11 protein-coding genes are annotated in these 12,848 nt (G+C 66.2%); 8 read left to right on the top strand and 3 right to left on the bottom strand.

Going from position 1 to position 12,848, the window contains the following annotated elements:
* The first annotated feature begins 42 nt into the window (after positions 1-42).
* Positions 43-1,431, top strand: a complete 1,389-nt coding sequence (gene rimO, locus ASC91_RS14610; RefSeq protein ID WP_056199593.1) for a 30S ribosomal protein S12 methylthiotransferase RimO — start codon at positions 43-45, stop codon at positions 1,429-1,431.
* The gene (locus ASC91_RS14605) at positions 1,431-2,618 is read left to right on the top strand and encodes a PLP-dependent transferase (RefSeq protein WP_056197920.1); all 1,188 of its coding nucleotides are present in this window, start codon (positions 1,431-1,433) and stop codon (positions 2,616-2,618) included. Before rimO ends, ASC91_RS14605 begins: the two co-directional genes overlap by 1 nt.
* 140 nt (positions 2,619-2,758) lie before the next feature.
* Here the strand turns inward: ASC91_RS14605 and smpB are convergent, their stop codons facing one another.
* Entirely contained in the window at positions 2,759-3,220 is a 462-nt protein-coding gene (gene smpB / locus ASC91_RS14600; RefSeq protein ID WP_056197918.1) for an SsrA-binding protein SmpB, read from the bottom strand.
* A gap of 47 nt (positions 3,221-3,267) precedes the next feature.
* Here smpB and ASC91_RS14595 point away from each other — a divergent pair, with 47 nt between their 5' ends.
* Complete coding sequence (locus ASC91_RS14595) at positions 3,268-3,726, top strand: type II toxin-antitoxin system RatA family toxin (protein WP_056197916.1); 459 nt, start codon at positions 3,268-3,270, stop codon at positions 3,724-3,726.
* Positions 3,713-4,030, top strand: coding sequence for an RnfH family protein (locus ASC91_RS14590; protein ID WP_056197915.1), 318 nt, complete (start codon positions 3,713-3,715; stop codon positions 4,028-4,030). The genes ASC91_RS14595 and ASC91_RS14590 overlap by 14 nt, the downstream gene beginning before the upstream one ends.
* A gap of 30 nt (positions 4,031-4,060) precedes the next feature.
* On the opposite strand, the gene ASC91_RS14585 is transcribed toward ASC91_RS14590, so the two are convergent.
* Positions 4,061-4,573, bottom strand: coding sequence for a DUF4124 domain-containing protein (locus ASC91_RS14585; RefSeq protein WP_056197912.1), 513 nt, complete (start codon positions 4,571-4,573; stop codon positions 4,061-4,063).
* Positions 4,574-4,660: 87 nt separating this feature from the next.
* On the opposite strand from ASC91_RS14585, the gene guaB reads away from it, so the two are divergent.
* The 3 genes from guaB (at position 4,661) to guaA (ending at position 9,105) form a co-directional block, all read left to right on the top strand.
* Complete coding sequence (gene guaB, locus ASC91_RS14580; protein ID WP_056197911.1) at positions 4,661-6,130, top strand: IMP dehydrogenase; 1,470 nt, start codon at positions 4,661-4,663, stop codon at positions 6,128-6,130.
* Positions 6,131-6,278: 148 nt separating this feature from the next.
* On the top strand, positions 6,279-7,511 hold the full coding sequence (locus ASC91_RS14575) for a TCR/Tet family MFS transporter (protein ID WP_056197908.1): 1,233 nt from the start codon (positions 6,279-6,281) through the stop codon (positions 7,509-7,511).
* A gap of 7 nt (positions 7,512-7,518) precedes the next feature.
* The gene (guaA, locus tag ASC91_RS14570; RefSeq protein WP_056197906.1) at positions 7,519-9,105 is read left to right on the top strand and encodes a glutamine-hydrolyzing GMP synthase; all 1,587 of its coding nucleotides are present in this window, start codon (positions 7,519-7,521) and stop codon (positions 9,103-9,105) included.
* 108 nt (positions 9,106-9,213) lie between these two features.
* Here the strand turns inward: guaA and ASC91_RS14565 are convergent, their stop codons facing one another.
* Complete coding sequence (locus ASC91_RS14565; RefSeq protein ID WP_056197904.1) at positions 9,214-10,239, bottom strand: diguanylate cyclase; 1,026 nt, start codon at positions 10,237-10,239, stop codon at positions 9,214-9,216.
* 238 nt (positions 10,240-10,477) lie between these two features.
* Here ASC91_RS14565 and ASC91_RS14560 point away from each other — a divergent pair, with 238 nt between their 5' ends.
* The gene (locus ASC91_RS14560) at positions 10,478-12,655 is read left to right on the top strand and encodes a LamG-like jellyroll fold domain-containing protein (RefSeq protein WP_056199590.1); all 2,178 of its coding nucleotides are present in this window, start codon (positions 10,478-10,480) and stop codon (positions 12,653-12,655) included.
* Positions 12,656-12,848: the final 193 nt, after the last annotated feature.

The raw sequence follows: 12,848 nt of genomic DNA, 5'->3' as shown, positions 1-12,848 counted from the left end.
GCTGGAAAGCCGCCGGTTCGTCACATCGCCGAAAATACGGTGATGAATGAACAGATCACCCCCGCCGCCATTCCGAAGATTGGCTTCGTCAGCCTCGGCTGCCCGAAGGCTTTGACCGATTCCGAGCTCATCCTCACCCAGCTGCGTGCCGAGGGCTACGAAACCTCCAAGACCTTTGCCGGCGCCGACCTTGTGATCGTCAACACCTGCGGCTTCATCGACGACGCCGTCAAGGAAAGCCTGGACACCATCGGCGAGGCCCTGGCCAAGAACGGCAAGGTCATCGTCACCGGCTGCCTGGGCGCCAAGGCCGGCGCCGGCAGCAGCGATGCCGGCAGCCTGGTGCGCGAGATCCACCCCAGCGTGCTGGCCGTCACCGGCCCGCATGCGACCCAGGAGGTCATGGACGCGGTGCACACCCATGTGCCCAAGCCCCACGACCCCTTTGTCGACCTGGTGCCCAGCTACGGCGTCAAGCTGACGCCCAAGCACTACGCCTACTTGAAGATCAGCGAAGGCTGCAACCACCGCTGTTCCTTCTGCATCATCCCCAGCATGCGCGGCGACCTGGTGTCGCGCCCCATCGGCGACGTGCTGAACGAGGCCCGCGCGCTGTTCGAGAGCGGCGTCAAGGAGCTGCTCGTCATCAGCCAGGACACGTCGGCCTATGGCGTGGACGTGAAGTACCGCATGGGCTTCTGGGACGGCAAGCCGGTCAAGACCCGCATGCTGGACCTGGTCGCCCAGCTCGGCGAGATCGCCAAGCCCTACGGCGCCTGGGTGCGCCTGCATTACGTCTACCCGTATCCGCACGTGGATGAGGTGCTGCCGATGATGGCCGAAGGCCTGGTGCTGCCTTATCTGGACGTGCCCTTCCAGCATTCCCACCCCGATGTGCTCAAGCGCATGAAGCGCCCGGCGAACGGCGAGAAGAACATGGAGCGCATCCTGCGCTGGCGCGAGAGCTGCCCGGAACTGGTGATCCGCTCGACCTTCATTGCTGGCTTCCCCGGCGAGACCGAGGCCGAGTTCCAGCATCTGCTGGACTTCATGCAGGAAGCCAGGATCGACCGCGCGGGCTGCTTTGCCTATTCGCCGGTCGAGGGCGCCAGCGCCAACGAGATCCCCGGTGCGCTGCCCAAAGAGGTGCGTGAGGAGCGCCGTGCGCGCTTCATGGCCGTGGCCGAACAGGTCTCGGCCGCCAAGCTGCAAAGCCGTGTTGGCCAGACGCTGCAGGTGCTCGTCGACTCCGCGCCGGCCCTGGGCCGCAAGGGCGGGGTGGGGCGCTCCTACGCCGACGCGCCCGAGATCGACGGCACCGTGAAGATCCTGCCGCCCGAGAAGGCCAGCAAGACGATGAAGGTGGGCGACTTCGTGCGCGCCCGCGTCGTCGCAGCTGATGGGCACGACCTGGTGGCGAGCCTGGTCTGATGAGCAAGAAGGCTCCCAGCACTCAGCTTATTCACCACCCTTACCGCGCCCCCGAAGGCTGGGATGCGGTGCCCGTGCCGGTGGCCAAGGCCTCGACCGTGCTCTTCAAGAATACGGCCGATCTGCACAAGCCTAAGCCGCGTGACGGGCTGACCTACCGCTACGGCCTGCATGGCACGCCCACCAGCTACACGCTGGCCGCGCGCATCGCGACGCTGGAGCATGCCGAGCATTGCCTGCTCGTGCCGAGTGGCTTGGCGGCGGTGACGCTGCCGTCGCTGGCCGTGCTGCGGCCCGGTGACGAGGTGCTCGTGCCGGACAACGTCTATGGCCAGAACCGCTACCTGACCGAGTCGTGGCTGCCTCAATGGGGCGTCACACACCGCTTCTACGACCCGCTGACGGTGCCCAAGCTGCGTGACAACACCAAGCTGGTCTGGCTGGAGGCGGCGGGGTCGATCACGTTGGAGTTCCCTGATCTGCTCGGGACGCTTGCCGCCTGCCGTGCGCGTGGCATCACCACGGCGCTGGACAACACCTGGGGCGCCGGCCTGGCCTTCAACGGTTTCGAGCCGGCACCCCAGACCCACCCGGGCCTTGGTGCCGACATCGTCATGCAGGCGCTGACCAAATATGCCAGTGGCGGTGCCGACGTGCTGATGGGGTCGGTCTGCACGCGCGACCGCAAGCTGCACGACCGGCTCAACCACGCCCACGAGCATCTGGGTTATGGCCTGGGGCAGAACGACGTGGAGCTGGTGCTGCGTGGCCTGCCGACGATGCCGCTGCGCTATGCGGCCCAGGACCGTATGGCACGCGAGCTCGCGAGCTGGATGGCCGGTCGGCCCGAAGTGGCGCAGGTTTTCCACCCCGCACTGCCTGGCTCGCCGGGCCATGAGAACTGGCTTGCGGTTGGTGGGGCGGGCGCGGCCTGCCTGTTCTCGGTCGTCTTCAAGCCGGACTACTCAGCGGCGCAGGTGGATGCCTTCGTCGACGCGCTGCAGCTATTCGGCATTGGCTATTCCTGGGCCGGCCCGATGAGCCTGGCCGTGCCCTACGACATGAGCCGCAGCCGCGACCTGCCGCTGCCGTTCAATGGCGGCACGCTGGTGCGATTCGCGATCGGCTTGGAAGATGGGGCCGACCTGAAGGCCGACATCGAACAGGCGCTGTCAGCTCTTGTTTGAGACCTTGTGCCTCATCAATTGCCCCTTTTGGCGAAAGAGCCAACGAGCCGCTGGGGCGCCTCGTCAGTCCTTGCGGCCTGTTGATGCGTGCCGCATCAACTGTCCCTTTTGGCGAAAGGTCCAATGAGCCGCTGCGCGTCTCAGGCCTTGCGGCCTGTTGATGCGTGCCGCATCAACTGTCCCTTTTCTCGTTCCCAGTCCCGCTTCTTCTCGGTCTCGCGCTTGTCATGCTGGGCCTTGCCCTTGGCCAGCGCGATGTCGGCCTTCACGCGGCCGCCTTTGTAGTGCAGGTTCAGCGGCACCAGGGTGAAGCCGCGCTGCTCGATCTTGCCGACCAGCCGCTTGATCTCGGCCTTGTGCATCAACAGCTTCTTGGTGCGGTCGGCCTCGGGCGTGACGTGGGTTGACGCGCTGCGCAGCGCATTGATGCGGCAGCCGATCAGGAACAGCTCGCCGTTCTTGATCATCACGTAGCCATCGGTCAGCTGGACCTGGCCCGCGCGGATGGCCTTGATCTCCCAGCCGGACAGCACGACGCCTGCCTCGAACTGTTCTTCGATGTGGTAGTCGTAGCGGGCGCGGCGGTTCTCGGCGATGGACATGGGGTCGCAAATGGGGGCGAAGCCCCTCAATACAATTTGTGGATTCTATGAAGCAGGTCAAAAAGTCCGTTCTGCTCTGGTACACACCCCGCGAGATGTACGAGCTGGTCACCGCGGTGGAGCGCTATCCCGAGTTCCTGCCCTGGTGCAACAAGGTCGAGGTGCTGGGCCGTGAGGCAGACACCGTCACGGCCCGCCTGCACCTGGCGTACGCTGGCGTGCGCCACGCCTTCACCACGCGCAACCACAACGAGGACGGCCGCAGGGTGCGCATGGAGCTGGTCGACGGCCCCTTCTCGCATCTGGACGGGCTGTGGCAGTTCCAGCCCTTGAACAAGCCCGGCACGGATGCCGAAGCCACGGCCTGCAAGATCGCCTTCGAGCTCAGCTATGCCTTCAGCAGCGGCGCGCTGGAGGCTGTCGTCAGCCCGGTGTTCGACCGCATCGCCAACACCTTCGTCGACAGCTTCGTGCAGCGTGCCGAGAGTCAATATGGTCCGCGTTGAGCTGGTGTGGAGCCCGCGGGCGGGTGATGTTCAGCACCGCTGGCTGGAGGTGGAGGAGGGCGCCACCGTCGACACCGCCTTGCGCGCTTGCGTCGATTTCATGGCCGCCCAGAGCCAGCCTCTGGATCAATTGCACATCGGCATCTGGGGCCGTGCGCGGCCGCTGACGACGCCGCTGCGCGAGCGTGATCGCATCGAGGTCTACCGCGCGCTGACCGTCGACCCCAAGGAAGCGCGGCGTCTGCGCTACGCCAAGCGTGGCGAGCGCATCGTGTCGCGACATCGGCCCAAACACGCGGGCTGAGCCGACGGCTGGACGCGTTGGCTCAGCGGGTCACTTGCACTCGCTGGTGATGGTGTCGCGCGCGCGGCTGACCTCGGCGGAGATCTGGGCCTCGTCCATGAAGACGCGCTCGCCCTTCTCGTTGGTGCGGGTCAGGCGCGTGCCGCTCTGCAAATCGCGCAGATTGGCCTGGGCGCGGGCGCAGTTCTCGCGGCGCTGCGCGGCGACGCGGCGTTCCTCTTCCTTCTGCTTGGCGGTCTCGCCATCCTGGTCCTTCTTCTGGCGTGCAGCGGCCTCCTGCTCGGCCTTGGTCGGCGCGCTGGCGGGCGGCCTGGGCGCGGAAGCAGCGCTGGCCTGAGTGCTGGGCGGCGCGACGACGATGGTCGGCTTCGCCACATAGGGGCGAAGCAGGATGTCCTTGTCCGGTGTGCCGGGCGGCGGCGGCATGTCGCTGTACTGCACATTGCCCTTGGCATCGCGCCACTTCCACTGGGCCTGAGCGGCGCCGGCTGCAGCGAGGCAGAGCAGGACGAGAAGAGCTTGGCGAAAGGCTTTGCGAGGCATGCGGTCAGTTTAGGGCCTGTTGACGCAGAGGCAACGGCCCCTGCGTGACCCTCCGTATAATGCCGCTTTGCGTCTGGAGCTTTCCTCATGCGCCTTCTCGGCAAAGCGCTCACCTTCGACGATGTTCTGTTGGTGCCAGCGTTCTCCCAGGTGTTGCCCCGTGACACCAGCCTTGCGACCCGCCTGTCGCGCAACATTCCCCTGAACCTGCCGCTGGTGTCCGCCGCCATGGACACCGTGACCGAAGCTCGCCTGGCGATCGCGATCGCGCAGGAGGGCGGCATCGGCATCGTGCACAAGAACCTCAGCGCCGAATCCCAGGCGCGCGAAGTCGCCCGGGTCAAGCGCTACGAGAGCGGCGTCGTTCGCGAGCCTCTCACCATCGGCCCGAACGCCACGGTCCGCGAGGCGATGGAGCTGACCCGCCAGCACGGCTTCTCGGGTTTCCCGGTCGTCGAGGGCAAGCGCGTCATCGGCATCGTCACCGGCCGCGACCTGCGCTTCGAGACCCGCATGGACGCCCGCGTCAGCGAGATCATGACGCCGGCCGAGAAGCTCATCACCGTCAAGGACGGCGCGTCCACCGACGAGGCCAAGGCGCTGATGCACAAGCACAAGCTGGAGCGTGTCGTCGTCGTCAACGACGCCTTCGAGCTGCGCGGCCTGATGACCACCAAGGACATCACCAAGCAGACCAGTTTCCCCAACGCCGCGCGCGATGCCCAGGGCAAGCTGCGCGTCGGCGCGGCAGTCGGCTTCGGCGACGACACCGAGCAACGCGTCGAACTGCTGGTGCGTGCCGGCGTCGATGCCCTCATCGTCGACACGGCCCACGGCCACAGTGCCGGCGTGCTGGAGCGGGTGCGCTGGGTCAAGAGCAACTATCCGAACGTCGACGTCATCGGCGGCAACATCGCAACCGGCGCCGCAGCGCTGGCGCTGGTGGAAGCCGGCGCCGACGGCGTCAAGGTCGGTATCGGCCCCGGCTCCATCTGCACGACCCGCATCGTTGCGGGTGTCGGCGTGCCGCAGATCACCGCCATCGACAACGTCGTCACGGCGCTCAAGGGCACCGGCGTGCCCGTCATCGCCGACGGCGGCGTGCGCTACTCCGGCGACCTGGCCAAGGCCATCGCTGCGGGCGCCGACTGCGTGATGATGGGCGGTGCCTTCGCCGGCACCGAGGAGGCGCCCGGCGAGGTCATCCTCTACCAGGGCCGCACCTTCAAGAGCTACCGCGGCATGGGCTCGATGGGCGCGATGGCCAAGGGCAGTGCGGATCGCTACTTTCAGGACACCTCGGCCAACAACCCGAACACGTCCAAGCTCGTGCCGGAAGGCATCGAAGGCCAGGTACCCTACAAGGGCTCGGTCGTGCAGGTCATCTTCCAGATGGCCGGTGGCCTGAAGGCGTCGATGCACTACTGCGGCTGCGGCTCCATCGCTGACATGCAGGACAAGGCCGAGTTCGTCGAGATCACGACGGCGGGCATGCGCGAGAGCCATGTCCACGACGTGCAGATCACGAAGGAAGCACCGAACTACCGCAGCGAGTGACTGTGGCCCCCGGTTTGACCGTTGACGGTCAAACCGCCCCCCGCGGGGGCGCAAATCGTTCTAGGGGCGGCCCGTCGAACGCTTTGCTGCTGCCGACCGAGACAACGGGGCGAACGAGAGTCGCCCCGTTGCGCTTTTCAGGAAGACGATGAGTTCCTCCACGCAACGCACCCCGGCCATGGGTTTCATCATGGCCGCGGTGCTGATCGACATGATCTCCATCGGGCTGATGGTGCCGGTGCTGCCGCATATCGTCGGCACCTTCACCCACAGCAACGACGAGCAGACCTCGGCCTTCCTGATGGTGACCATGGCCTTCGGCGTGGCCAACTTCATCGGCTCACCCGTGCTTGGCTCGCTGTCGGACCGCTTCGGCCGCCGGCCGGTGCTGCTGATCGGCTTCGCGGGCCTGGCGCTGAGCTTTTTCGTGACCGCCGTGGCCACCGCGCTGTGGATGCTCGTTGCCGTGCGCCTGTTCTCAGGCGCCATGCAGGCCAATATCGCCATCGCCAACGCCTATGTGGCCGACATCACGCCGGCCGAAGACCGAGCGCGCCGCTTCGGCCAGCTGGGCGCGATGTTCGGCGTCGGCTTCATCCTCGGCCCCGTCATCGGTGGCTGGCTGGGCCATTACGACGTGCACTGGCCCTTCCTCGCCGCCGGCTGCATGGCCGTGGTGAACTGGTGCTACGGCTTCTTCGTGCTGCCCGAGTCCCTACCCGTTGACAGGCGCACGGGCTTCAACTGGAAGAAGGCCAACCCGGTGTCGTCCCTGCGCGGCCTGGCGGCGCTGAAGGGCGTCGGGTCGCTGGTCGTCGTCATCGCGCTGGCGTCGCTGGCGCAGTTCATGTTGCACATGACTTGGGTGCTCTACACCAAGTTCAAGTTCGGCTGGGGGCCGCTCGAGGTGAGCTGGTCCCTGTTCGCGGTAGGCATCGTGTCGGTGCTGAGCCAGGGCGTGCTGCTCAAGCCGCTGCTGGCGCGCTTCAGCCCGCGGCGGTTGGCACTCATCGGCATGGGCTCTGCATCGCTGGCCTATCTCGGCTTCGGCCTCGCGACCGAGGGCTGGATGATGTACGCCGTCATCGCCTTCAACCTGCTCGGCGGCGTCGCGACCGCGGCGGTGCAGAGCATCATTTCCAATGCGGCTGGGCCGACCCGGCAAGGCCAGGCCATGGGTGCCGTGTCGTCGCTGAACAGCCTGATGGCCGTCATCGCGCCCGTCGTCGGCCTGACCTTGCTGGGCTGGGTGTCACACCGCCCGGCCACCGACCCGCTGATGGGCCTGCCCTTCTACACCTGCGCCGCCCTGCAACTGATCGGCCTGATCGTCGCCTACCGCTTCTTCCACGGCCAGCGCACCGCTTTGCAAACCGCCTGAGTTCACCATGCAACACGACAAAGTCCTCATCCTCGACTTCGGCTCCCAGGTCACCCAGCTCATCGCCCGCCGCGTGCGCGAAGCGGCGGTGTATTGCGAGATCCACCCGAACGACGTGTCCGACGACTTCATCAAGTCGTTCGCACCCAAGGCCATCATCCTCAGCGGCAGCCACGCCTCCACCTACGAAGACCACGAGCTGCGCGCGCCGCAGGCCGTGTGGGACGCCGGCGTGCCGGTGCTCGGCATCTGCTACGGCATGTTCACGATGACGGTCCAGCTCGGCGGTGAGGTCGAGGCCGCCGATCACCGCGAGTTCGGCTATGCCGAGGTGCGCGCCCATGGCCACACCAAGCTGCTGGAAGGCATCCAGGACTTCGAGACACCCGAGAAGCACGGCATGCTCAAGGTCTGGATGAGCCACGGCGACAAGGTCACCGTGATGCCGCCGGGCTTCAAGCTGATGGCCTCCACGCCCAGCTGCCCCATCGCCGGCATGGCCAACGAGGAGAAGCGCTACTACGCCGTCCAGTTCCACCCCGAGGTCACGCACACCGTGCAGGGCGACGCGCTGCTGCGCCGCTTCGTGCGCGACATCGCCGGCTGCAAGGGCGACTGGCAGATGGGCAGCTACATCGACGAGGCCGTCGCCAAGATCCGCGAGCAGGTCGGTGATGAGGAGGTCATCCTCGGCCTGTCCGGCGGTGTCGACTCGTCGGTGGCCGCCGCGCTGATCCACCGCGCCATCGGCGACCAGCTCACCTGCGTCTTCGTCGATCACGGCCTGCTGCGCCTGAACGAAGGCCAGATGGTCATGGACATGTTCGTCGGCCGCCTGCATGCCAAGGTGATCCGCGTCGACGCGAGCGAAGTCTTCCTCGGCAAGCTGGCCGGCGTGGCCGACCCCGAGAAGAAGCGCAAGATCATCGGCGCCGAGTTCGTCGAGGTCTTCCAGGCCGAAGCCAAGAAGCTGAGGAACGCCAAGTGGCTGGCGCAAGGCACCATCTACCCCGACGTCGTCGAGAGCGGTGGCACCAAGACCAAGAAGGCCACGACGATCAAGAGCCACCACAACGTCGGCGGCCTGCCCGAGACGCTGGGGCTGAAGCTGCTGGAGCCGCTGCGCGAGCTGTTCAAGGATGAGGTGCGGGCGTTGGGCGTGGCCCTGGGCCTGCCGGCCGACATGGTCTACCGCCACCCCTTCCCGGGCCCGGGCCTGGGCGTGCGCATCCTGGGCGAGATCAGGAAGGATTTCGCCGACCTGCTGCGCCGCGCCGATGCCATCTTCATCGAGGAGCTGCGCAACACCATCGATCCGGCCACGGGCAAGAGCTGGTACGCGCTGACCAGCCAGGCCTTTGCCGTGTTCCTGCCGGTCAAGAGCGTGGGCGTGATGGGTGACGGTCGCACCTACGACTACGTCGTGGCCCTGCGCGCCGTGCAGACCAGCGACTTCATGACCGCCGACTGGGCCGAGCTGCCTTATGCGCTGCTCAAGCGCACCAGCGGCCGCATCATCAACGAGGTGCGCGGCATCAACCGCGTGACCTACGACGTGTCGAGCAAGCCGCCCGCGACGATCGAGTGGGAATGATTCAAAGGCCAACGTCACCTGGCGCCACTGCACGGGCGGCGCGGCGGTGGCGTGGAGCGCGACTTGGTAGTCATTCGGCCAGGCGAGCTGCTCAAAGGCCAACCTAATTCAAAGGCTCATCAGCTCGCTGGAGGTGCAGTCCCGACCGCGTTCCTTCGAAAGATAGAGCGCATCATCAGCGCGCTCGAGCACGCAGTCCAACGTCTCATCCGGGCGAGCTTGCGCGACACCCGCGGAGAAGGTGAAGGAGATGCCCGCGGTCGGCCCCATGGTGCTGCGCACGCGTTCAAGTGCCGTGCAGGCGTCAGCCAACTCCGTGCCCGGCAGCAGAAGCAAGAACTCTTCACCGCCGACTCGCCCGAGAGATTGGCCGGATCGCAAGTGGGTGCGAATGTGCTCGCAGAAATGACGCAGCACTGCATCTCCGCCGGCGTGGCCGTGTGTGTCGTTGACTTTCTTGAAGTGATCCAGATCCAGCAACGCCACGCAGACGGGATGCGAATGCCGGCGTGGGTCCGCGAGAGCGCTAGCGGCAAGCTTCAAAATATGGCGCCGGTTCGGGACACCTGTCAGTTCATCAGTAAATGCTGCCTGGACCGCAAGTTCGTGTGCATGCGCCAGTTCGGCTGCCATGCGCTGGTTGGCCCGTAGCAACCGCTCGAGGTCATCCTTCTCGTCGCGCAGCGACTTGCGCTGCAGGTACAGCGCTACGAAGGCTGCCACCTTGCTCTGCATCACAAGCGGCGGAACGGGCTTCATCAGAAAGTCAACCGCACCAGTTTCATAGCCCTGAAACGTTCGCTCGGTGTCGATGCTGGCCCCGGTCAAAAAAATGATGGGCACCTCATTTGTGCGTTCATCGCCGCGCATTGCCGCGGCGAGCTCGAAACCATCTACGCCAGGCATGTTGACGTCGATCAACGCCAAGGCGAACTCATATTGACGCAGTAACTCCAACGCCACCGCTGCCGACAGCGCAGATACAACCTCAACGCCTGGCCGATCCAAGATCAGCTTGGTTGTTACCAAGCTGTCAGGATGGTCATCGACATGAAGAACGAAGGCGATGTCGCGGGTAGGCAGCGCTAACTCCCGAAAACTGTGCCTTTGCACGTTAGCAAGAGCCAGAGCCAACGATGTTGCTCAGGATAAGAATTTTTCAATGCGTTACTGATGGGCGCGAATTGCTATCTGCTGGCCAGCAGATGCGATGCTTGGTGGGCAATGACGTTCAAGACACCCGAGCTGAAACGTTCCGTAAAAGAACCCCGTAGCGGGGTTCCTGCCACGATTTCTCGGGGCGCAGCCCCTACAAACGCGCGCTGACCGTGGTGCATGGGCCTGCGGCATTCAACGCAGTTTGAAGGACCTGATGACCGCTACGCACGACCCGCATCCCGCCCTCGCCCGGCGCTCCCTGCTTGCAGGCCTGGGCCTGCTGCCCGCTCTGCCGCTGCTGTGCAGCGCGCCGGCGCTCGCCGAGACCCGCCCGGTGCCCGCCTCGGCCAGCGGCGTCTTCCGCCACGCCGGCCTGTTGGTCACGGAGGACGACTTCAAGCGCATCCGTGGTCATATCGCGGCCGGCGAGCAGCCCTGGACGGGCTGGTGGAACAAGCTGTGTGCCGACCGCCTCACTTCACTGGACGCCTGGCCGAGCGCGCTGCCGGCGGTCTACCGCCAGGACAGAAGCAAGGCCTCGCTGTACCGCGACATCCAGCGTGCCTGGTGCCTGGCACTGCGCTGGAAGCTGTCGGACGACCCCCGCTATGCCGACAAGGCGGTGGAGACCCTGGATGCCTGGGCGCAAACGCTGAAATTGGTCGCGACCAAGGCCGAAGGATCGACTGCCCCTGACGATCACACCTACATCTTGATGGCCGGCATGCAAGGCCACCAGTTTGCCCAGATCGGCGAGGTGATGCGCAGCTACCCCGGTTGGGCGCCGGCGAGCCTGGCGCGCTTCCAGCAGATGCTGCTGGATGTGTTCGGCAGCATCTGCTCGGGGTTTCTCAAGAAGGTCTCCCTCGGCTCGCATGCCAACTGGGACATGGCCTCGTTGTGTGGCGCCATGGCCATCGGCGTGTTTTGCGACCGGCCCGAGTTGTACAGGCAGGCCTGCGACTACTACGCGGGCAACAACAAGGGCGAGCTGGCCATGTTCGGCAATGGCTCCATCGTGCACAGCGTGTACTTCATGCACCCGGGTCATTTCGGGCAGTGGGAGGAGAGCGGGCGCGACCAGGGGCATTCGACGCTGGGGATGTCGCTCGGCGGCGACCTGCTGGAAATGGCCTGGAACCAGGGTGACGACCTCTACGGCATGTACAACAACCGCTTCCTCGCGGCGGCCGAGTACGTGGCGCGCTCCAACCTCAAGGACGAGAACGGCAACGTCTACGCCGTGCCGTACGCGCCGGAACACAACCCCTCGCAGCCCCATACGGCGCGGTGGACGGAGGTCAACCAGTCCTTCCAGAACTACCGCAACGCCTGGGAACCCATCTACAACCACTACGTGAACCGCATGGGGCTGGCGGCGCCCAACGTTGCGCGCATGCTGCCCCTGTGCGAGCCGAATTACGGGTCGGGCAATGGCGACGACATGGTGTACCCGACGCTGACGCAGCGCCGGCCCGCCTATGCCGGGCCGATGAAGGCGCCCTCCGGCCTCACGTCCCCGGTGCACGACGGTCGCGTCGTGCTGTCGTGGTGGGGCAGCGTCGGTGCGACGTCCTATGTGGTCAAGCGGGCCGCCCGTGCCAACGGGCCCTTCACCCATCTGACGACCGTCGCCGCCGACCAACTCCTCACCCACACGGACACGCCGCCCAAGGGCGTCTGGTTCTACCAGGTCACCGCCCTGGGCAGCGCCAGCGCCAGCGCCGCCTCCACCGCGGTGCGGGCCGCCGTGCCCGGCGAGCGGCGCTTCTCGATGCCGCTGAATGGCAGCAACGGCACGGGCACCATCGGCGCGTTGCAGACTCCCGCCGGCCAGTGGAAGGCCGTCGCGGGCGAGCTGCTGGACGGCGCGACCTGGGGCGACGGGCGGCTGAACGACAAGGCCATCGTCTTCGACGGCAAGTCGGCCGGCCTGCAGCTGCCCGAGGGGCTGTTCAGCGGCCTGGGCGACTTCACCTTGTCCCTGTGGGCCAATGCCAATTCACTGCGCACGGACAGCTGCCTGTTCTTCGCCGGGCACGACGGGTTTTCCTACATGCGCCTCGTGCCCAAGGGCCGCGTGGGGCTGCAGTTCGCCATCACCGGCGCGGGGTTCAACGACGAGCAGAACCTGGTCGCGCCGTGGTTCATGCCCATTCGCCGCTGGGTCCATCTGGCCGTCACGCTCAAGGGCACCACTGGCCGGCTCTATGTCGACGGCACAGAGGTGGCGAGGTCCGACGCCATGATGCTGTCGCCGCGCCAGGTCGGCGACCAGGTGGCCTTCCTCGGGCGCGACTGGGGCCATGCGTCATTCAACGGCCGCATCCAGGGCTTCCGCATCGAAGCGGGGGCCTTGAGCGCCGCCGAAATCGCGGCTCTGGCGAAGTAGCGGTCGGCGGGGGCGCACCGGCGCGCCGTGCGCGTGCGCCTCATTCCCGCAGTGCTCACCGGCGCCGGTACCCGGCCCGGCAGGGCAGCTGCTGGGCGGCTGGCTCGCGACAGGTCACTGCCGATAGCCGGCTCCGGACGCTGGCATTTGATCTATGTCAAACCGCGTCACGGCGGCGTTTCTAGAATTTGAT

The organism is Pelomonas sp. Root1237, from assembly GCF_001425055.1.
Taxonomy (GTDB): Bacteria; Pseudomonadota; Gammaproteobacteria; order Burkholderiales; family Burkholderiaceae_C; genus Pelomonas.
The sequence above is the reverse complement of the archived record's forward strand: the minus strand, read 5'-3'. Positions and strand labels throughout refer to the sequence as shown.